The following is a 21,639-nucleotide window of genomic DNA, read 5'->3' on the forward strand; positions in this document are numbered from 1 at the left end:
ACTGAAAGACAAAGGAGTCCGCCTGTGGCTATCCGCTATGGCAAAGGGCTTATGGGGGGTGCGGTCGTCGTCGCCCTTCTTGCCCTGTTGGTCCACTGGATCGGCATCGATACGATCCAACGTTACCGCGACGACCTGCTGTTCTACCTGCAAGCGCACCTGATGCTTGTCGTGGCCTCCATGCTGGCGGCCCTGATCGTCGGCATCCCCGCCGGCATCGCCCTCAGTCGCCCCGGCATGGTCGGGCGCGCCGAACGCTTCATGCAAGTGTTCAACATCGGCAATACCGTGCCCCCCCTCGCCGTGCTGGCCATCGCCCTCGGAATCCTGGGCATCGGCAGCGGGCCCGCCATCTTCGCCCTGTTCCTCGCCTCGCTGTTGCCCATCGTGCGCAACACCTATGAAGGCCTGAAGAACGTCCAGGGTTCCCTCAAGGAAGCTGCCGTCGGCATCGGCATGACCCCACGCCAGGTGCTGTGGAAAGTCGAGTTGCCCAACGCCGTGCCGATCATCGTCGGCGGCGTGCGCGTAGCGCTGGCGATCAACGTCGGCACCGCCCCGCTGGCATTTTTGATCGGCGCGAACAGCCTCGGCAGCCTGATCTTCCCCGGCATCGCCTTGAACAACCAGCCGCAATTGCTCCTCGGCGCCGCCTGCACCGCCCTGCTCGCGTTGCTGCTCGACGGCCTGGTGACACTGGCCAGCCGCCTCTGGCTGGAACGCGGTCTACGACCGTCCTGAGCCTGGCTGGATAAAGGAATCGTTATGAAGAAGTTGAGCTTGATCCTGGGCTGCCTGCTGCTGTTCGCAGGGTTTGCCCAAGCCGCAGAGAAACCGCTGATCCGCCTCGGCGCCCGGGTATTCACCGAGCAGACCTTGCTGGCGGAAATCACCGCGCAATACCTTCGAGATAAAGGCTACGACGCGCAAGTCACCGGCGGACTGGGCAGCAACCTGGCCCGCAGTGCCCATGAAACCGGGCAACTGGATTTGCTGTGGGAATACACCGGCGTGTCATTGGTGGCCTACAACCATGTCACCGAGAAACTCGACAGCGCCCAGTCCTACGCCCGGGTGAAAGAACTCGACGCGAAAAAAGGCCTGGTCTGGCTGGCACCGTCGAAATTCAGCAACACCTACGCCTTGGCCTTGCCGGAGAAAGTCGCGAAGAAGTACCCGCAGATCAATTCCATCAGCCAGTTGAACACCGTGTTGCAGGCCGAGGCCGACGAGAACCATCTGGTGGCCCTGGACACCGAGTTCGCCAATCGCTCCGACGGTCTGGCCGGCATGGTCGAGCAGTACGGCATGAACCTGACCCGCAAGAACATCCGCCAGATGGACGCGGGCCTGGTCTACACCGCGCTGCGCAACAGCCAGGTATTCGCCGGCCTGGTCTACACCACCGACGGGCGCCTGAATGCTTTCAAATTGAAGCTGCTGGAAGACGACAAGCATTATTTCCCCGACTACACCGCCGCGCCGGTGGTGCGCCAGGCCTTCCTCGACGCGCACCCGCAACTGGCCGCGCAGCTCAAGCCCCTGGCCGAGCTGTTCGACGACGAAACCATGCGCCAGCTCAACGCTCGCGTGGACGTCGATCACGAGAGCCCTTGCGCCGTTGCCGCCGATTTCCTGCGCCAGCATTCGCTGCTCTCAACCCAATGACCTGGAGGAAAAGCCATGGATTTTCTTGACGCCTTTTCCCATCTGGATTGGCCGCTGGTGCTGCACCTGACCTGGCAGCACATCACCCTGGTGGGCATCGCCGTGACCCTGGCGATCGTCATCGGTGTGCCGCTGGGCATTTTCATGACCCGCTTCCCGGCGCTCGCCGGCCCGTTGCAGGCCAGTGCCACGGTGCTGCTGACGATCCCGTCGATCGCCCTGTTCGGCCTGCTGTTGCCGTTCTATTCCAAGTTCGGCCAGGGCCTGGGGCCGATGCCGGCGATCACCGCGGTGTTTCTCTATTCACTGTTGCCGATCATGCGCAACACCTACCTGGCCCTGACCGGCGTCGAACCGGGCATCCGTGAAGCCGCCCGCGGCATCGGCATGACCTTCGGCCAGCGCCTGCGCATGGTCGAACTGCCCATCGCCGTGCCGGTGATCCTGGCCGGCGTACGCACCGCCGTGGTCATGAACATCGGCGTCATGACCATCGCCGCCACCATCGGCGCCGGTGGCCTGGGCGTGCTCATCCTCGCTTCCATCAGCCGCAGCGACATGTCGATGCTGATCGTCGGCGCCGTGCTGGTCAGCCTCCTGGCCATCTTCGCCGACCTGCTCCTGCAATGGCTGCAACGCTCGCTGACAAGTAGGGGGTGTTCGCCGCAAATGACGGGCGCGCCGACGCCCCACAAAGCGCAAGACTAGGCGCGAGGAGAGATGTTTGGTTTTTCAAATGAACGACGAGCAACGACGGATTGCGCTTTGTGGGGCTCGGCCCTACGGGTTGGAGCTGAGATCGCGCCGGGCTGCGTTGTGGGACTTGGAAAGGGAACACCATTCCCTGCGTCCCACGCCTTGCCCGGCGCGATCTCAGCTCCAACGCGCCCGTCATTTGCGGCGAACACCCCCTACACAGGACTACTGAAATGATCGAACTTCAAAACCTGAGCAAAACCTTCAAGAGCAACGGCAAGGATGTCAAAGCCGTGGACTCGGTGAACCTGACCGTCAACGAAGGCGAGATCTGCGTGTTCCTCGGGCCGTCGGGCTGTGGCAAGAGCACTACGCTGAAAATGATCAACCGGCTGATCCCGCCGACTTCGGGCAAGGTCTTGATCAACGGCGAAGACACCACCGGCCTCGATGAAGTGACCCTGCGCCGCAACATCGGCTACGTGATCCAGCAGATCGGCCTGTTCCCGAACATGACCATCGAGGAAAACATCACCGTTGTCCCGCGCCTGCTCGGCTGGGACAAGCAGAAATGCCACGACCGCGCCCGCGAATTGATGAGCATGATCAAGCTCGAACCCAAGCAATACCTGCACCGCTACCCCCGTGAATTGTCCGGCGGCCAGCAGCAGCGGATTGGCGTGATCCGCGCCTTGGCGGCCGATGCGCCGCTGTTGCTGATGGACGAACCCTTCGGCGCGGTCGACCCGATCAACCGCGAGATGATCCAGAACGAGTTCTTCGAGATGCAACGGGCGCTGAACAAGACCGTGATCATGGTCAGCCACGACATTGACGAGGCCATCAAGCTGGGGGACAAGATCGCGATCTTCCGCGCCGGCAAGCTGGTGCAATGCGATCATCCGGACACATTGCTGGCGCACCCGGCCGACGAGTTCGTCAGCAACTTCGTTGGCCAGGACAGCACGCTCAAGCGACTGTTGCTGGTCAAGGCCGAAGACGCGGCGGACAACGCCCCGTCGGTCAGCCCCGAAACGCCGGTGGCCGAGGCGCTGGAACTGATGGACGAACATGACCGGCGCTACGTGGTGGTCACCTGCGCCGAGAACAAGGCACTGGGGTATGTAAGACGCCGCGACCTGCACCGCCAGACCGGCACCTGCGGCCAATTCCTGCGAGAGTTCAACGCCACCGCCGCCTACGACGAGCACCTGCGGATCCTGTTGTCACGCATGTACGAGTTCAATCGCTCGTGGCTGCCGGTGCTGGACGCCGAGCGGGTGTTCCTGGGGGAAGTGACCCAGGAATCGATTGCCGAGTACCTGAGCTCCGGCAAGTCGCGTGGGGGCAAGACCAGTATTGTTTCGCCGGCTGAGACTGCCTCAGTCTGACCAGGCACGACTGCCTTTGTGGCGAGGGAGCTTGCTCCCGCTGGGTCGCGCAGCGGCCCCAAAAAAGCGATGAGCGCTTCGCACTGGAGCGCCAGCCCGGTCAAGCGGGAGCAAGCTCCCTCGCCACAAAGGCAAAAGCCATATTGAGCAAGGCCGAATACCGATCCGGGGGAACATCAACCTGTCACACCGGTCGGTTACATCATGGGCTGTCGCGCACCGCACGACGGAGACGTGCAAAAACGCGACATTTTTAGTTGATCTCAGGCCCCTCACGCCCTAAAGTTCGCGCCGAACGTCCATGCTGGAAACGATCCATCCGGCTCAAGTACTGACGACGAGACAGCAAGGCCAAGGGAATCATGTTTCAAGTCGTTTGAGAGCGTAGCGAGCGCAGGCAAGACAAGGCGGGAAGAGGCGAGGAAGCGGAGTTTACTGATTGTAAATGAGCATTCCGAGCCTCTTCCCAACGCAGTATTGCTCGCGTAGCGCCGAAGGCGCACAGCACGCAGTAGCTCTCAAACGACTTGGATGGCCTTTTTGCTTTCGGCGACATGCCTTGGGAAGTAGGCGAACCAAAGTGGGGATACGGAGGACGTTCGCGGGGGCAGCTTGCCCTCAAACCCATTGATCCTGATGTTTGCCAGTAGGAGTCCCAAGTATGTCGATCCAGGTCGAAGACTATTTCGCGCGCGAAACTTTCCAGAAAATGAAAGCGTTCGCCGACAAGCAGGAAACCCCGTTCGTGGTGATCGACACCGCGATGATCGCCCAGGCCTATGACGACCTGCGCGCCGGTTTCGAATTCGCCAAGGTCTACTACGCCGTCAAGGCCAACCCGGCGGTGGAAATCATCGACCTGCTCAAGGAAAAAGGCTCGAACTTCGACATCGCCTCGATCTACGAGCTGGACAAGGTCATGAGCCGTGGCGTCGGCCCGGAGCAGATCAGCTACGGCAACACCATCAAGAAATCCAAGGACATCCGCTACTTCTACGAGAAGGGCGTGCGCCTGTACGCCACCGACTCCGAAGCCGACCTGCGCAACATCGCCAAGGCCGCGCCGGGTTCGAAGGTCTATGTGCGGATCCTCACCGAAGGTTCGACCACCGCTGACTGGCCGTTGTCGCGCAAGTTCGGCTGCCAGACCGACATGGCCATGGACCTGCTGATCCTGGCCCGCGACCTGGGCCTGGTGCCGTACGGCATCTCGTTCCACGTCGGTTCGCAACAGCGCGACATCAGCGTCTGGGACGCGGCCATCGCCAAGGTCAAGGTGATCTTCGAACGCCTGAAGGAAGAAGACGGCATCGTCCTGAAGCTGATCAACATGGGCGGCGGCTTCCCGGCCAACTACATCACCCGCACCAACAGCCTGGAAACCTACGCCGAGGAAATCATCCGTTTCCTCAAGGAAGACTTCGGCGACGATCTGCCGGAAATCATCCTGGAACCGGGCCGTTCGTTGATCGCCAACGCCGGTATCCTGGTCAGCGAAGTGGTGCTGGTGGCGCGCAAGTCCCGTACCGCCGTCGAGCGTTGGGTGTACACGGACGTGGGCAAGTTCTCCGGCCTGATCGAAACCATGGACGAAGCCATCAAGTTCCCGATCTGGACCGAGAAGAAAGGCGAGATGGAAGAAGTGGTCATCGCCGGCCCGACCTGCGACAGCGCCGACATCATGTATGAAAACTACAAGTACGGCTTGCCGCTGAACCTGGCGATCGGTGATCGCCTGTACTGGCTGTCGACCGGTGCGTACACCACCAGTTATAGCGCGGTGGAGTTCAATGGCTTTCCGCCGTTGAAGTCGTACTACGTTTAATCGCTGGCCGCTTGAGCTTGAAAGCCCGTGACAATGTCACGGGCTTTTTTATGGCTGGTATTTAGGAGAGAGACGTTCCAAGGCGCTCACCATGACATCCAGTTGTTGCAATGGATGAGCGACTTGCGCCATCGAGCTTTTGGCCCGTCGCAGGCTGCACTGCGGATCGTTGGATTGAAGCTCAACCTTAACGCAGGTCACGAAATGGTTCAGACGATGACAAAAATCGGCAAGATTGTTACCGGCTGAAATGGCCCGCACATAGACCTCACCCAACATTCTCAAATGCTCCCTGGCTTTTTCCCGTCGTTGTTCCTCGGAATAATAGCCACCGGTGTCGTACGGCATATTCGGCAAGCCTATTCGCCCCTGGCTGTAATAAGCCTCGATTTTTGAAACAGGCGCATCGCAGACACACAACCTCAACGCCAATGAGTCGATGAAGCGCACGAAGATACTGTGGATCGTCTGGGATACGTCAACGACCAAGGTCTTGAAATGCGCCGCGACCTTCGCATATTGATCCAGGCGCACGCAAAGATTGTTGATCAGATACAGGATGTCGGGCGGACGGTTGGTGCCCTGTTGCCCCACATTGATGGGAGTGAAGCGCAGGGGATCGACATTTTGCATCAACACGCGACCCGCAGCGCCAGCAGTATGCTGAGCCACCTGTGCAAATTCCCGGGTAAACGTATCGGCCTCGGCAACCAGTTGACGCCCCATCATCGCCAGTGAAGGAACGACCATGAGGATCGCTCGCCAACGACCTGCATTGGCGACGGCTGCCTGGGTCAGCGCCTGCGCATCCGGTGGGGTCATCATTGTGTGGCCCGACCGCTGGAAAGCATCCGAGAAACGCTTGATCTCATCCAGGGCGACAGGCAAGTCATTCAAAAAACTTACGTACTCTTTCAACGAAGAAACATTCTTCTCGTTCAACAGGAAATCAAACATGACCCTTTACCCAAACTAAAAGACTGTCGGTACAGGTTCCCCGACAGCCGTTTGTCATCGATTCAAAGCCCAGACAGCAATAACTGCGTGTCGAGGTTCAATAAGCCGTCAAAGGCAATGCCAGCGGTGTCAAGAAGGCGCTGAACCGCTGCGCGTAATTGATGAATTCGAGACTGCGCTGCGCGTCATCGGCCTGCTCGCTCGCATCGATCTGCGAAGCGAATGCCTGGAAAGCCTCTACGGCCCGTTGGTATTCGCCCACGTAGCGCTGGCGCTGGTCGTCCAGCGCGTGAATGTTCTGGAGAAAATCGGCTTTGCCCTTGAGCGAGGCCAAGTCTCGGGTTTTCGTCTCGATATCCCGTGCCAGCGCCTCGATTTTCTCGACCAGCTTGTCCCGCTCGCACACCATGTCGAGGAACCGGAGCCCATCGCCGACTTGTTCGAGGGTCTTTTTAAGCTGCTCGATGGCAAACATGACCAATTGCACCTGAGGGGGTGCAATGCCGAGCTTCATGACTTCTTCCATCGTCAGGAGCAGATCGTTGCCAATCGCCTCGACCCCGCCCTTCTCCAGCGCATCGATGGCTTCGTTGAAGGAACTGCGCTGTTTCTGGCGCTCGATACGTTCATGACTCATTTGATCGAGAGCTGCCTGAACCGCTTGTTGATCCTTGCCAAGGTCGTCCATGAAACCCAACGTCAAGCGCCGATCGAAACGGTCATTGATCGCCGATAATTGACGGGTGAGTTGCCGGACGGGCCGAATCATCAGAGAAGCGATGCCGAGCAATTCCTGCGCACGGTCGGCCTCGATTTCTTCTATCTCCTGTGGATCCGACGCATCCGCCCGTTCTTTTTCCAGAAGCTCCAGGCGCTGCATGCTGCCGTCGAGCCACACCTTCATATCCAGGGCAGTCGTGCTCAGGACGCTGCCGCTCTCACTCATGCAGCCCACCAGATCACGGAACCGATCATGCAGTTGCGGCAGGTAGTTCCAAGTGATGAATAGCGCCTTGGACCTGACAGCTCCGTCTCTCATCAATGCGTGGCTGTCAGCCATGACCTGCCGATCCACGGTCGGATAACCGATGGGCAGAAGACTATAAGAGGCGAGTCGAGGCCGGACGCGATAAATGCGCTCGTACTCCGTGTCGGCCTCCTTGAACACTGCGATCAACGCATCGGCGTCCTGCTCGATCTGACGCCACGGGCTGACCACTTCCCGGAATGTCGACATAAAGCGCCTCAGGCTTAAAGCGTCGGTAATCCTGGAAACCGCAGCCTGGGAACTTTTCACATAGAGATGCATGACGTTCCAGACATGCATCAGGTTCTGCGTGGCGATATCCGCATCGACAGCGACCAGTTCCAGTCCTTGCAGGTCGTGCTTTACGCGCGTCAGGGAGCCAAGTGTCTGGTTCTTGCCCTTCAGCGTTTCGATCGCCTCGTCCTGTTCCTTGTAGAGCAGATTCCTTTGCGCCCGGATGTTTTCGGCCTCTACGCCCAGGTAGATAGCCAGCGCCAGGCCGACCACATTCATTCCCGTAGCGGCCCCGATGGATTTTTCCACGGCAGCCTTGTAATCGGCGTTTTTCTCGTTGATCTGCTGGGAGCGCTCATCGATTTGTTGCTTGAGCATCTCGATGTCGGCTGGCAGTGAATTGCTGTTGATTAAACTGGTGCGCAATTTGATTTCAGGAAGGATGTGCTCGCGCAAATCATAACCAAACAAAGCCAACTGTTCGTTGATTGTGGTGACACCGTCCAAGTTATCTGTGATCCGTTTGGAAATCTGCTCCAAGTAATATCCCAAGTCACTGAGGGTGTCGGGTTCCAACTCGATCCCCGGAAATCTATCGCCCAGTTCCAGCTCCAGGCGTTTTAACTCCTCCCAACTCTCGATGTTATGTTTATCCAGCAAACCGGAAGCCCTGACATCGGCATAGACTTCTTCTATATCCCGACCATACAGGCTCATGCTTGCAGCAAATAATTTCAATTGACTACCGGTCAGCATGATTGCTTCGCGCAACGGCGACCAACGTTGGGCATGATGGCGAGTGGCTCTGAAGGTCCTTAAAAAGTCCCCATGATTGAGTCCCACGCCCGCATCGGCGCCAAAGTTCAGGTAATCCTTCACATCCGCCAGGGTGAAGGGAAGCGCCAGGGCGGCGGCTTCGTATTTGCGCAGGTCGATGACCTGTTTTTTCGTCAGCAATAACCCTTTGCCACGAGAGCCACCGTCTTGCGCTGGTGCGGAGGCATTGGCGAGGGTCTTGGGCGCAAGTTTTGCAAACTGGACAATGTCGTCGGGAGCGGCATCTTTAAGCGCGCCCCCCCATAGGCTGTCAGCATTCATAGTTAATCCTTTAATTAAATTGTCATTCCTGGTCATTCCTACACGTCAAGACAAAAGCAAGTGCAGCGACACCGACACTAATCCATCAAAACAAACGCAGTCAAAGACTAAAACACCTTCAAATATGAGAGAACAATACGAAACCAGACCAATAATCAACACCACTTACCGAGCCATAAAGGACTGTCTCTTAGAGCAACTATTCCAACTTTTCGATGCGCAGGCGATACCCTTCCATCCACGCCGACAACATCAACACCGTACAGGGCACTAACCCCACGGCGAGCGCTGGCCTTTGTAGGAGCTGGCGAAGCCTGCGATCTTTTGATTTTGATCTTGATCTTGATCTTGATCTTGATCTTGATCTTGATCTTGATCTTGATCTTGATCTTGGTCTTGATCTTGGTCTTTCGCTTTCGACTCAATGGTCTGGGACAAGATCGCAGCCTCGTTGCACTCGACAGCTCCTACGCAGCTCCTACGCAGCGCCTACATAACTCCCGCGGACGCAGGCAAGGGGAGCCAGCTGCGGGGTCACACCGGCAAAAGCCCCGCTCATGCAAATGATCGGAGCCTTCAGGCGTATTTATGAATGCTTCTCGATAACACACGGCATAATGCACGCCGTGATGATCCAATTGAATGAACAAGGCGAGCGACGTGTTGAAGAAAACCCTGTTCCAGTTGCACTGGTTTTTCGGCATCAGCGCCGGGCTGGTCCTGGCGTTGATGGGCATTACCGGTGCGACGGTATCGTTCCAGGACGAGATCCTGCGAGCGTTGAACCCGCAGGTGCTGACGGTTGAAAAGCAACCGGCGGGCGTCCTGCCGCCCGCTGAACTGGTGGAACAGATCGAAGCCGCGTCTGGCAAGACCGTCAACATGCTCTGGGTCGACACTGATAGCGGCAATGCCGCGCGGGCGATCTTCACGGCCCCGCCCGGAGAGAAACGCGGGCCGATGCGCTATTTCAATCCGTACAACGGTCAGTTCATGGGCGATGTGGTGGGCCAGGATTTCTTCGGCCTGGTGCTCAGGCTGCACCGCGTCCTGACCCTGGATGACGTGGGACGGCAGATCACCGGTGCGTGCACGCTGATCCTGGTGTTTTTCTGCCTGTCCGGGCTGTACCTGCGTTGGCCGCGGCAATGGAAGAACTGGCGCGCCTGGCTGACCCTCGACTGGGCCAAGAAAGGTCGCAGTTTCAATTGGGATTTGCACTCCGTCGCAGGCACCTGGTGCCTGGTGTTCTATCTGCTGGCCGCCCTGACCGGGCTGACCTGGTCCTACGAGTGGTACAACAAGGGCGTGACCCGCCTGCTCTCCGATTCGCCCAAGGATGAGCGCGTGCGCAACCGCGACTCCGTGCCAAACGGCCCGGCGCCGATCGCGGATTATCGGGCGATGTGGAGCAGCATCTACAGCGCCGCCGGCCCCGACCTGTCCGCCTATAACGTACGCATGCCACCGGTAGCCGGGCAACCGGCGACCGTCTTCTATCTATTGAAAAACTCGCCCCATGACCGCGCGCTGAACCAACTCATTCTCGACCCGGCCACCGGCGCCATCAGCCGTCACAGCCGCTACAGCGATAAAAGTCTCAAGGCCCAGTTGCTGACGAGCATCTATGCGCTGCATGTCGGCAGTTACTTCGGGCTGGTCGGCCGGATCCTGATGACGGTTGCCGCACTGGCCATGCCGTTGTTTTTCATCACCGGTTGGCTGTTGTACCTGGACCGCCGACGCAAGAAGCGCCAGGTCCGCCAGGCTCGCCAGGCACTCGCCGGCAACCCTGTCGATACCCCGGCATGGCTGATCGGTTTCGCCAGCCAAAGCGGGTTCGCTGAGCAATTAGCCTGGCAGACCGCAGGCCAACTCCAGGCCGCCGGGTTGCCGGTCAAGGTCCAGCCACTGGCCGGCGTCAGTGAGCAGGATCTGAACAGCGCCACCCGCGCGCTGTTTGTCGTCAGTACGTTTGGCGACGGTGAAGGACCGGACAGTGTCCGTGGTTTCGAACGCAAGGTGCTGGGCCAGGCCCTGAGCCTTGAGCGACTGCAATATTCGGTGCTGGGCCTGGGCGACCGCCAATACGAAAACTTCTGCGGCTTCGCCCGGCGCCTGCATGCCTGGCTGGCGGAGCATGGCGGCAAGACGCTGTTCGCTCCGGTGGAAGTGGACAGCGGCGATCCTTATGCCTTGCGTCACTGGCAGCAACAGCTGGCCGAACTGACCGGCCAGGCTCCGGCGGACGCCTGGCAGCCGCCAAGTTTCCAGAACTGGACGCTCGGCCAACGCACCCTGCTCAACCCCGACAGCAGCGGCTCGGGGGTGTACTTGCTGGGCCTCACCGCCCCCGGCCCGAGCAGTTGGCTGGCCGGCGACCTGGTGGAAATCCTGCCTCGCAATGATGCGTGGGCCATCGAACACTTCCTGGATGGCCTCGGCCTCTCCGGCCACGCTCGCGTGCAAATCGACGGTTTGTCCCAGAGCCTCGATCAAGCCCTGGCGACCCGCCAACTGCCAGAAAGCCGCGCCCATTTGGTAGGCCTGCATGCCCAGGCACTGGTGGAAGCACTGGCGCCGCTGGGCACGCGCGAATATTCCATCGCGTCGATCCCGGCCGACGGCGTACTGGAGTTGATCGTGCGCCAGGAACGTCATGCCGATGGCCGCCTGGGCGTGGGTTCCGGCTGGCTCACCGAACACGCGCCGCTGGGCAGCGCCATCAGCCTGCGGGTACGCCGCAACAGCAGCTTCCATTTGCCGCCCCAGGGCGTGCCAATGATCCTGCTGGGCAACGGCACCGGCCTGGCCGGCCTGCGCAGCTTGCTCAAGGCCCGCGTCGCCGAAGGTATGCAGCGCAACTGGTTGCTGTTTGGCGAACGCAACCGCGAGCACGATTTCCACTGCCGCGATGAGTTGCAGGAATGGGTGACCTCCGGCGACCTGGAGCGCCTGGACCTGGCCTTCTCCCGGGATCAGGAAGCGAAAATCTACGTCCAGGATCGCCTGCTGGAATCCGCGGCACTGCTCAAGCAGTGGCTGGCCGACGGCGCGGTAATCTATGTGTGCGGCAGCCTGCAAGGGATGGCGTCAGGGGTGGATCACGTGCTCAACCTGGTGCTGGGGCGTGAGGAAGTGGAAAAGCTGGTCGAGCAGGGACGGTATCGGCGGGATGTCTACTGACGTAGCGCTTATCCAGAATTCAATGAAATCCCTGTGGGAGCGAGCTTGCTCGCGATAGCGAATGGTCAGTCAACACTTCCTTGACTGACACACCGCTATCGTGAGCAAGCTCGCTCCCACACAGGCTCGCTCCCACAGGGGGTCTGTAGTGGCCTCTGATTCAAACCGGCTGCAACTTCTTCTCGAACACCGCCACGCCTTCCAGGTCCCGCAGCACCACGCTCATCTCCCCGCTCTGCCCGTCGATGTTCACCTCGCCAAAGAACTGATAGCCGGCAAACGGCGAGGTGTTCTGGGCTGGCGGGGCTTTCTGGAACACCACTTCGGGGCCGAAGGTCTTGTCCAGGGCATTGGGCCCGAAGCTGCCGGCGTTCAATGGCCCGGCGACGAATTCCCAGAACGGTTCGAAATCCTGGAACGCTGCCTGTTCGGGGTGGTAATGATGGGCGGCGCAATAGTGGACATCGGCGGTCAGCCAGACGTAGTTGCGCACCTGATGCTTGCGCAGGTAACCGAGCAGTTCGGCGATCTCCACTTCACGGCCCTGGGCCTCGCCCGGGTCACCGTTGGCGACCGCTTCCCAGCGCGGTACGCCGGGGCTGACCTCGCCATCCGGCACGCCCAGGCCGATGGGCATGTCGGCGGCGATGACTTTCCACTGGGCACGGGATTGCTTCAATTCGCGCTTGAGCCAATCCAACTGTTCACGGCCCAGAAACGGTTTCGCCGCGCCGAGATTGGCGTCGTTGGCTTCGCGGTAGCTGCGCATGTCCAGCACGAACACATCCAGCATCGGCCCGTAGCCGAGCTTGCGGTAGATGCGGCCTCCGCCATCGGCCTTTTGCAGACGCATGGGCGCGTATTCCAACCAGGCCTGTCGCGCGCGGCCAACCAGGCTGTGGATATCCTTGGTCTGGTAGCGCTCGTCCAGCTGTTTGCCCGGCGACCAGTTGTTGACCACTTCGTGATCATCCCATTGCCAGATCTGCGGCACTTCGGCGTTGAAACGGCGGACGTTCTCATCCATCAGGTTGTAGCGGTAGTTGCCGCGATATTCGTCCAGGGTCTCGGCGACCTTGCTCTTGGCTTCGGTGGTGAGGTTGCGCCAGATGCGCCCGCCCTCGGTGGTGAGCTGCGCCGGCACCGGACCGTCGGCATAGATGGTATCGCCGCTGTGGATAAAGAAATCCGGCAGGCGCAGGCGCATGGCTTCATAGATGCGCATGCCGCCGATGTCCGGGTTGATGCCGAAGCCCTGGCCGACGGTGTCGCCGCTCCAGACAAACCGAATGTTGCGCTTGAATTGCGGCACGCTGCGCAAATGCCCGAGCCAAGGCTCGCTGGCCACGCCGCTCTGGGCGTCCTCGAAATGCACGCGGTAGAAAATCGCCTGGTCGGGCGGCAGGCCGGTAAGCTCGACCCGGGCGGTGAAATCGCTGCGGCTGTCGGCCAGCGCCGAGACAAAGCGCCGGGGGTTGGAGAACTGGCTACGGGTGTCCCACTCCACGACCATCCGCGCCGGACGATCGCTGCGACTCCAGATCATCGCGCGATCGCCCTGCAAGTCGCCCGACTGCACGCCTTCGGTCAGCACGGGCCGGTCCTTGACCGAAGCGATCACCGCCGGGGCCAGCCCGGGCAGCAACAAACCAGCGCCTACGGCTTGCATCACGCGGCGCCGGCCCAGGTCGAATTCGCTCATGGTGTTCTCCCTTGAAATGGGAAAACTTAAGCATGGCCGTGTGAAATGGGTGTGACAGATTTTTGTGACCACCCAAAACCACTGTGGGAGCGAGCTTGCTCGCGATTGCGGAGTGTCAGGCCACCTATTTGTTGACTGATACACCGCTATCGCGAGCAAGCTCGCTCCCACAAGGGGAAACCAGTGACGGCTCAGGCCTTCACCGGCTCCAACGCCATTTCCACCACTTCCGGCCGCTTGAGCAGCGCATACGCCACCCCGGTCAACAGCGCGCCCGCCACGATCGCCAGCAAATACAGCAGCGCATGGTTGATCGCGTTGGGGATCAGCATCACGAACAGCCCGCCGTGCGGGGCCATGAGCTTGCAGCCGAAGTACATCGACAGCGCCCCGGTCAGCGCGCCGCCGGCAATGCTGGCCGGAATCACCCGCAACGGGTCCTTGGCCGCGAACGGGATCGCGCCTTCGGAGATGAAGCACAACCCCAGCACCAACGCCGCCTTACCGGCCTCGCGCTCGGTCTGGGCGAATTTGCGCCGGGCCAGGAAGGTGGCGATGCCCAGGCCAATGGGCGGCACCATCCCGGCGGCCATGGTCGCGGCCATTGGCGCGTAACTCTGCGAAGCCAGCAGCCCCACCGAAAAGGCATAGGCGGCCTTGTTGATCGGTCCGCCGAGATCGACGCACATCATCGCCCCCAGCAGCACACCCAGCAGGATCGCGTTGGTGGTGCCCATGCTGTCGAGGAAATGAGTCAGCCCTTCGAGCATGCCCGCGACGGGCTTGCCGACGATGTAGATCATCACCAGGCCAGTGAACAGACTCGCCAGCAATGGAATGATCAGGATCGGCTTGAGCGCCTCCAGACTCTGGGGCAGCCGCGCGTAACGGTTGATCGCCTTGGCGGCGTAACCAGCGAGGAAGCCGGCGATGATCCCGCCAATGAACCCGGCGCCCAGGGTGCTGGCGAGCATCCCGCCGATCATGCCGGGGGCCAGGCCCGGCCGGTCGGCGATGGAATAGGCGATGTAGCCGGCCAGCAGCGGCACCATCAATTTGAACGCGGTTTCGCCGCCAATCTGCATCAGCGCCGCTGCAAGGGTGCCAGGTTCCTTGAAGGCCTCGATGCCGAACACGAACGACAAGGCGATCATCAGGCCGCCCGCCACCACCATCGGCAGCATGAACGACACGCCCGTCAGCAAGTGTTTGTAGACGCCGCTTTTTTCCGCCTTCGCCGGCCCCGTGGACGCGCCGCTCGCGGCACTTTCCTGGACGCCTTCGGCCAAGGCTTTTTTCAGCGTGGCTTCGGCCTGCTTCAACGCGATGCCGGTGCCGCAGCGGTAGATCTTCTTGCCGGCGAAACGCTCGGTGGCGACTTCAATGTCGGTCGCCAGCAGCACCACGTCGGCCTCGGCAATCGCCTCGGGGCCCAACGGATTTCGGGCTCCTACCGAGCCCTGGGTTTCGATCTTCAGGTCATAACCCAGGCGTGCCGCGGCCTGTTGCAAGGCTTCGGCGGCCATGAAGGTATGGGCGACGCCGGTCGGGCACGCGGTAATGGCAACCAGGCGCGGAGCACGCTCGGTCGATGGCGCAGGTTCTTCGGCGATCAGGTCGGTCTCGCCCAGCACCTCGGCCTCTTCGGCACCGCGACGCAGCACGGCGTCAACGTCCTGCAGGGCCAAGGCCGGGGTGCTGCGGAACACCCGCTTGCCGACGAACCGCGACAGGTCCACCGGGCCGCTGGCGACCAGCAGCACCCACTCGGCCGATTCCAGGGTCGCCGCCGACAATTGGCGTTCAGGATGGGCCGCGTCATGGACTTCGACACTGGTGCTCCAACCCTGGCGCTGGGCCGCCGCGTCCAGCAGGCGGGCGCACAACACACTGGTGACCATGCCGTTCGGGCAGGCCGTCACAATGGCTAGTTTCATTTTTGCGAACCCTCTTATTGTTCTGTCAGGGGGCGCACGCGCACGCCCTGTTCAAGCGACGCCAGCAACGCGGTGTCGTGGATGCCAAAACCGATCTGGGTGACCGCCATGGCAGCGATGGCCGTCGCGGTGCGCAGGGTTTGCTCCGGCGCGTGGGCTCCGAGCAATCCGTGCAGCATGCCGGCCAGCAGCGAATCGCCCGCGCCCACGGTACTGGCAACCGTCACCTTGGGCGGCGAGGCATGCAGCGCCGAACCGACGCTGAACCAATTCACACCGTCGGCGCCGTGGGAAATCACCACGTGCTCGACGCCTTGGGCATGCAGGCGCTGCGCCGCCTGGGCTTGGGCCAACTCGGTGACCACATCGCACCCCAGCGCATCGGCCAGTTCCTCGGTGTTCGGCTTGATCAACCACGGCCCGGCCGCCAAGGCGACGCGCAAGGCTTCACCACTGGTATCCAGGGCGACGTTCAAGCCAAGATTTTTCAGCCGGGTAATCAGCGCCTGCAGCCATTGCGGACTGACGCCCCGGGGCAAGCTGCCGGCGACGACCACGGCGTCATGGCCAGGGGCGATTTGTTCGAGGCGCGCCAGCAACGCCTGCTGCGCGGCTTCATCAACCATCGGGCCCGGGCCGTTGAGGTCGGTGATGCGCCCGTCCTGTTCGGCCAGCTTGATGTTGCTGCGGGTTTCACCGGGGACGCGGATAAACGCGTCGACGAAGCCACGCTGGGCGAACAACGTCTCGAACACCTGGGCGTTGTCCTCGCCGAGAAAACCGCTGACGGTCAACGTATGGCCCAGATCCGCCAACACCTGCGCCACGTTGACGCCCTTGCCAGCGGCATGGGCATGCATGGCGTCGCTGCGGTTGACCTGGCCCGGTTCCAGGCGCGCCAACTCCACCGTGAGGTCGAGCGCCGGGTTGAGGGTCAGGGTAAGAATCTTCGCCATTACAGCGCCTCCACTAATGCGCGCACATCATCGGCGCTGCCCACGGCCAAGGCCTCTTGAGCCAGGGTTTGTACTTGCGCCAGGCTCAACTCGCGGACCCGCGCCTTGACCTCGGCAATGCTGCGGGCCGAGACACTCAACTCGTCCACGCCCAGGCCCACCAGCACCGGCACCGCCAGCGGATCGGCCGCCAGCTCGCCGCACACGCCGACCCATTTGCCATGGGCATGGGCGGCGCGCACGGTGATGTCGATCAGTTGCAGCACTGCCGGGTGCAAGCCATCGGCCTGGGCCGACAGAGTCGGGTGGCCACGGTCGATCGCCAGGGTGTATTGGGTCAGGTCGTTGGTGCCGACGCTGAAGAAGTCGACTTCCTTGGCGAGCACCGGCGCCAGCAGCGCGGCGGACGGCACTTCGATCATGATCCCCAGTTGCAGGTCCGCCACGGGGATTTCCCGGCGCAGGCGCTCGGTCATGTCCCGGGCCTGGCGCCATTCGTCGACGCTGCCGACCATGGGGAACATGATCCGCAGCGGACGGTTGTCCGCCGAGCGCAACAGGGCGCGCAGCTGCGCTTCCATGATATGCGGGCGCTGCAAGGTCAGGCGGATGCCGCGCACGCCGAGGAACGGGTTTTCTTCCTTCGCGATCGGCCAATAGGGCAGCGGCTTGTCGCCGCCGACATCGAGGGTGCGCACCACCAGCGGCCGACCGGCCAGGCCATCGAGCACCTTGCGGTATTCGGTTTCCTGGGTCGTTTCGTCCGGGGCTTCGGTGTGGGCCATGAAGATCAGCTCGGTGCGCAACAGGCCGATGCCTTCGGCGCCCTGCTCCACCGCGCTGGTGACGCCGGCGCTTTCGCCGATGTTGGCGAATACTTCAACGGCGTGACCGTCACGGGTCAGCGCCGGCTGGTGCCGTTGCTCGGCGGCGACCTTGAGGCGCTGCTCGCGGGTGTCGCGCTCCTCGGCGGCCCGTTGCAGGGTCGCAGCGTCCGGGTCCACGTGCAGGCGGCCGCGCTGGCCGTCCAGCAGCAATGACGTGCCCGGCGCCAACAGCAACACCGCAGCGCCTGCGCCGACCAAGGCCGGAATGCCCAAGGCGCGGGCGACGATGGCACTGTGGGCGGTGGCGCCGCCGCGTGCGGTGAGAATCCCCGCCACGCGCGCCGGATCGAGGCGGGCGACGTCGGACGGGCCGACTTCGTCCATCACCAGAATGTAGGGTTGCTCGGGTTCAGCCGGGGTTTCGATGCCGCACAGCTGCGCCAGCACACGGCGACCGACGTCCCGCAGATCGGCGGCACGCTCGGCGAGCAAGGCATCTTGCAGGGCTTCCTGTTCTTTCGCGGCGGCTTCGATCACGCCCATCCACGCCGCTTGTGCGCTCTCGCCCAGCTTCAGGCGGGTGTCGACTTCGTCGGTCAGTTCCGGGTCGTCGAGCATTTCCTGGTGGGTGATGAAAATCTCGCGGATGGCCTTGGCCTTCGCACGCTCGATCAGGCCTTCGATGTCCCGACGCACTTGGCTCAAGGCTTTTTGCAGGCGCTCGCGCTCGATCGCCGGGGACTCGCCACGCAGTGGATACTCGATGTCTTGCAGCACTTGGATATGCGCCGGGCCGATGGCGATACCCGGCGCGGCGGCGACGGCCTGGATCAGGCTGCCGGATTCCGGCGCGAGCAGCACGGTGGAAACTTCGGCAATGGTGGTTTCCCGTGGCGCGCTCGGTGGCGGCAGCGGTTCGACCTCTTCGCCGAGACCTTCTTCGACAGCGGCCAGCAACGCCGGCAACGCGTCGGCGGCAATGCTGGGTTCGGCAATGAATTCCAGGACCTGACCACGACGAGCGCCCAGGCTCAACAGCTTGCTCAGGCTCTTCACCGATACGGCGCTGTCCTGGCCGTCGACGATGCGCACGCGGATCTCGCCTTCGAAGCTTTTCGCCAACTGGGCGAGGATCTTCGCCGGGCGGGCATGCAACCCGTGGGCATTCGCCAGGCCGATGCGCGCGCTGGGCCAATCGGCAGGCAACTCGCCCCCCAGCACTTCCAGGACCTTGCGGCTGCTGGTGGCACGGCCCAGTTCATGGCCGCGACCTTCGATCAGCAACGCGCAGAGTCTTTCCAGCAAGGCTTGGTGAGCCTCACCGAGACTGGCCAGGCAGAACAATCCGCTCAAGGGCTGGCCGAGGTAACGAATGGGTTTGTCCGGCGTGACGAAGGCCAGGCCCGGGCGCTTGACGGTCTGCTCGCTGTGCAGCCACCAGAGCCCGTCGCCGAGGGGCAACGCGTCGACCTGCTGCAACACGCCGGCGAAACCGTTGCTCACGCAATCGGCCTGGCGCAACAGACGGGCGCCGCGCCAGACCAATTCTTCGAAATCGTCGGCCGACACACCGAGGCCGATCATCTGCGCATCCAGCGCCAGTTCCTGCGGCGCGCCCTGCAGCAATTTCAGCAGCGCTTCGGCGGAACCGGCGCGACGCAGGGCCTGGCCCAGGTCGGTCTCGCCAAGGGCACGCGTCAGCAGTTGCAGCAGGCGCAGGTGTTCGTCGGACTTGGCCGCGATGCCAATCGCCAGATAAACGATCTGGCCATCGCCCCAATCCACGCCTTCAGGAAACTGCAGCAAGCGCACGCCGGTGGAATACACCAGGTCGCGGGTCTGCGGAGTTCCGTGGGGGATGGCAATACCTTGGCCAAGAAAGGTCGAGCCCTGGGCCTCGCGGGCCTGCAAGCCGGCAAGGTAGCCCTCGGCTACCAGCCCATCGGCCACCAGTTTGTCAGCGAGCAGTTGCAGCGCGGCGTCTTTATCCACAGCCACCTGGGCCATGGATATCTGCTCTAAAGTGAGCTCGAGCATGCTTTCTCCTTTTTGGCGTCCGGTTGGCGCCAGGTATTGTTTTGAATGAATCAGCTTAGCGTTGCAAAACGGCTTCCGGCGGCATCGCGGCAGCACCGACCAAAAACCTGAGAGCCTTGAAAATACGCCTGCTGAAACGTTTAATCTAGAAAGATTGGCACGTTACTCGATAATCTCTCATCCTTGAAGTGCAACTTGTCGAAAGCGTCTGGAGGGTGACCATCGATCCGAATCGGGTAGGATGACCCTTCATTGTCGGGGCAAACTCGAAAAAACAAGGAAAACCGGGTTGAAACTCAGTGATATCGCCCAGCTCGCCGGTGTGTCCGTGACCACCGCCAGCTACGTCATCAACGGCAAGGCCGAACAGCAACGCATCAGCAACGCGACCGTCGAACGGGTGCGGGCGGTGGTCGAAGAGCATGGCTTCACGCCCAACCCCCAGGCTGCCGGATTGCGCAGCCGGCATACCCGCACTTTGGGTTTCATCTTGCCGGACCTGGAAAACCCCAGCTATGCGCGTATCGCCAAATTGCTCGAACAAGGGGCGCGCGCCCGAGGCTACCAACTGCTGATCGCCAGCTCCGACGATGCGCCCGACAGCGAGCGGCAACTGTTGCAACTGTTCCGCGCCCGGCGCTGCGATGCGCTGATCGTCGCCAGCTGCCTGCCCGCCGAAGACGACAGCTACCGTCAATTGCAGGCCAAGGGTATTCCGATCATCGCCATCGACCGGGTGATGGAGCCCACGCATTTTTGCTCGGTGATCAGCGATGACCGCCAGGCCAGCCTGCAACTGACCCGCAGCCTGCTGGAGACGAACCCACGGCAGATCGCGCTGATCAGCGCCCGCCCCGAACTGAGCATAAGCCAGGAGCGGACCGCCGGTTTCCGCGAGGCGCTGGAAGGTTTCGAAGGCCAGGTCCTGATCGAACATGGCGAGTCGTTCAGCCGTGAATGCGGTCGCCAGATGATGGACGAGATGCTCGCCCGCCTGGGCCATTTACCCGATGCGTTGATCACCACCTCCTACGTGCTGCTGCAAGGGGTGTTCGATGCCCTGCATGATTTTCCGCTCAAGGCGCGACCGCTGCGCCTGGGCACGTTTGGTGACACGCAACTGCTGGATTTCCTGCCGCTGCCGGTCAATGCCATGTCCCAGCAACATCAACTGATCGCCGAAAAAGCCTTGGAACTGGCGCTGGCGGCCATCGAAAACGACGACTACCAACCCGGTGTACAGGCGATTGCGCGCACATTCAAACAGCGCATTCACCAAGGCTGAAGTTTCGGAACCCTGCATGGAACTGATCGACACCCACACCCACCTGGACTTTCCCGATTTTGAGGCGGACCGGCCGGCGCTGCTGGCCGAAAGCCGCGCCCTGGGCGTCCGGGAAATGGTGGTACTCGGGGTGTACAGGGACAACTGGCAACGCGTCTGGGATCTGGTGCAAAGCGACCCGCACCTGCATGCCGCGCTGGGCTTGCATCCGGTGTATCTCGATCAACATCACGACGATGATCTTGCGCAGTTGCGTGAATGGCTGACCCGCCTGGCGGGGCATCGGCAGCTGTGCGCAGTGGGTGAAATCGGCCTGGACTATTACGTCGAGACCCTCGATCGCGACCGCCAGCAAGCGCTGTTCGAAGCGCAGCTGGAACTGGCCGTGGAGTTCGAGTTGCCTGCGCTGATCCATGTGCGCCGCAGCCACGCCGCCGTGATCGCGACACTCAAACGCATCTGCCCGGCGCGAGCCGGCATCATCCACGCCTTTGCCGGCAGCTTCGAAGAGGCTCGCGAGTACATCAAGCTCGGCTTCAAGCTCGGCCTCGGCGGCGCGGCCACATGGCCGCAAGCCCTGCGCATGCACCGGGTGCTGCCGAAATTGCCATTGGATGCGGTGGTGCTGGAAACCGACTCACCGGACATGGCTCCGGCGATGTTCCCTGGCCAACGTAACAGCCCGGCGCATTTGCCGGCGATTTGTGAGGCGCTGGCTGAAATCATGGGTGTCAGCCCCGAGCGATTGGCCGAGGCCAGCACGGCAACCGCCCGCGAACTGTTCAACTGGTGATCCCTCGTGGGAGCGAGCTT

At 61.7% G+C, this 21,639-nt stretch carries 15 protein-coding genes; 8 read left to right on the forward strand and 7 right to left on the reverse strand.

Translation table 11 applies throughout. The annotated features are described in order from the left end of the window. The first annotated feature begins 51 nt into the window (after positions 1-51). From M8Q45_RS20615 to M8Q45_RS20635, 5 genes are all read left to right on the forward strand, one after another. Positions 52-741, forward strand: coding sequence for an ABC transporter permease (locus tag M8Q45_RS20615; RefSeq protein ID WP_249877370.1), 690 nt, complete (start codon positions 52-54; stop codon positions 739-741). Positions 742-765: 24 nt separating this feature from the next. After that, positions 766-1,668: a glycine betaine ABC transporter substrate-binding protein gene (locus M8Q45_RS20620; protein WP_249876179.1), complete on the forward strand. Its 903-nt coding sequence runs from the start codon at positions 766-768 to the stop codon at positions 1,666-1,668. A gap of 15 nt (positions 1,669-1,683) precedes the next feature. After that, the gene (locus tag M8Q45_RS20625; RefSeq protein WP_249876180.1) at positions 1,684-2,376 is read left to right on the forward strand and encodes an ABC transporter permease; all 693 of its coding nucleotides are present in this window, start codon (positions 1,684-1,686) and stop codon (positions 2,374-2,376) included. 221 nt (positions 2,377-2,597) lie between these two features. After that, positions 2,598-3,755 carry an osmoprotectant ABC transporter ATP-binding protein OsmV gene (locus M8Q45_RS20630; protein WP_249876181.1) on the forward strand — a complete coding sequence of 386 codons (1,158 nt, stop codon included), beginning with the start codon at positions 2,598-2,600 and terminating at the stop codon, positions 3,753-3,755. A gap of 661 nt (positions 3,756-4,416) precedes the next feature. Further along, positions 4,417-5,580 carry a type III PLP-dependent enzyme gene (locus tag M8Q45_RS20635; protein ID WP_030139810.1) on the forward strand — a complete coding sequence of 388 codons (1,164 nt, stop codon included), beginning with the start codon at positions 4,417-4,419 and terminating at the stop codon, positions 5,578-5,580. Positions 5,581-5,628: 48 nt separating this feature from the next. On the opposite strand, the gene M8Q45_RS20640 is transcribed toward M8Q45_RS20635, so the two are convergent. The 3 genes from M8Q45_RS20640 to M8Q45_RS20650 all read right to left on the reverse strand — a co-directional run bounded on the left by M8Q45_RS20640 (position 5,629) and on the right by M8Q45_RS20650 (position 9,334). After that, positions 5,629-6,537, reverse strand: coding sequence for a hypothetical protein (locus M8Q45_RS20640; RefSeq protein ID WP_249876182.1), 909 nt, complete (start codon positions 6,535-6,537; stop codon positions 5,629-5,631). 97 nt (positions 6,538-6,634) lie between these two features. Then, positions 6,635-8,896, reverse strand: a complete 2,262-nt coding sequence (locus M8Q45_RS20645) for an alpha-xenorhabdolysin family binary toxin subunit A (RefSeq protein WP_249876183.1) — start codon at positions 8,894-8,896, stop codon at positions 6,635-6,637. Positions 8,897-9,166: 270 nt separating this feature from the next. After that, positions 9,167-9,334 carry a hypothetical protein gene (locus tag M8Q45_RS20650; protein ID WP_249876184.1) on the reverse strand — a complete coding sequence of 56 codons (168 nt, stop codon included), beginning with the start codon at positions 9,332-9,334 and terminating at the stop codon, positions 9,167-9,169. A gap of 222 nt (positions 9,335-9,556) precedes the next feature. Here M8Q45_RS20650 and M8Q45_RS20655 point away from each other — a divergent pair, with 222 nt between their 5' ends. Next, positions 9,557-12,082 (forward strand): PepSY domain-containing protein, encoded by a 2,526-nt coding sequence (locus M8Q45_RS20655; protein ID WP_249877371.1) that lies wholly within the window; start codon positions 9,557-9,559, stop codon positions 12,080-12,082. Between the two features lie 160 nt (positions 12,083-12,242). Here the strand turns inward: M8Q45_RS20655 and M8Q45_RS20660 are convergent, their stop codons facing one another. From M8Q45_RS20660 to ptsP, 4 genes are all read right to left on the reverse strand, one after another. Then, positions 12,243-13,784, reverse strand: a complete 1,542-nt coding sequence (locus tag M8Q45_RS20660) for an alkaline phosphatase D family protein (protein WP_198797782.1) — start codon at positions 13,782-13,784, stop codon at positions 12,243-12,245. Positions 13,785-13,975: 191 nt separating this feature from the next. Beyond that, on the reverse strand, positions 13,976-15,721 hold the full coding sequence (locus M8Q45_RS20665) for a PTS fructose-like transporter subunit IIB (protein ID WP_249876185.1): 1,746 nt from the start codon (positions 15,719-15,721) through the stop codon (positions 13,976-13,978). A gap of 14 nt (positions 15,722-15,735) precedes the next feature. Beyond that, positions 15,736-16,677: a 1-phosphofructokinase gene (gene pfkB, locus M8Q45_RS20670; RefSeq protein WP_249876186.1), complete on the reverse strand. Its 942-nt coding sequence runs from the start codon at positions 16,675-16,677 to the stop codon at positions 15,736-15,738. After that, positions 16,677-19,541: a phosphoenolpyruvate--protein phosphotransferase gene (gene ptsP, locus M8Q45_RS20675; RefSeq protein ID WP_249876187.1), complete on the reverse strand. Its 2,865-nt coding sequence runs from the start codon at positions 19,539-19,541 to the stop codon at positions 16,677-16,679. Before ptsP ends, pfkB begins: the two co-directional genes overlap by 1 nt. A gap of 289 nt (positions 19,542-19,830) precedes the next feature. On the opposite strand from ptsP, the gene cra reads away from it, so the two are divergent. Together cra and M8Q45_RS20685 are read left to right on the forward strand one after the other, a co-directional pair. Beyond that, positions 19,831-20,826, forward strand: coding sequence for a catabolite repressor/activator (cra, locus tag M8Q45_RS20680; RefSeq protein ID WP_030139803.1), 996 nt, complete (start codon positions 19,831-19,833; stop codon positions 20,824-20,826). A gap of 16 nt (positions 20,827-20,842) precedes the next feature. Next, a complete protein-coding gene (locus M8Q45_RS20685) occupies positions 20,843-21,619 on the forward strand; it encodes a TatD family hydrolase (protein WP_249876188.1) in 777 nt (258 codons plus the stop codon). Positions 21,620-21,639: the final 20 nt, after the last annotated feature.

It is taken from the genome of Pseudomonas sp. T1.Ur (assembly GCF_023516725.1).
Lineage (GTDB): Bacteria > Pseudomonadota > Gammaproteobacteria > Pseudomonadales > Pseudomonadaceae > Aquipseudomonas > Aquipseudomonas alvandae.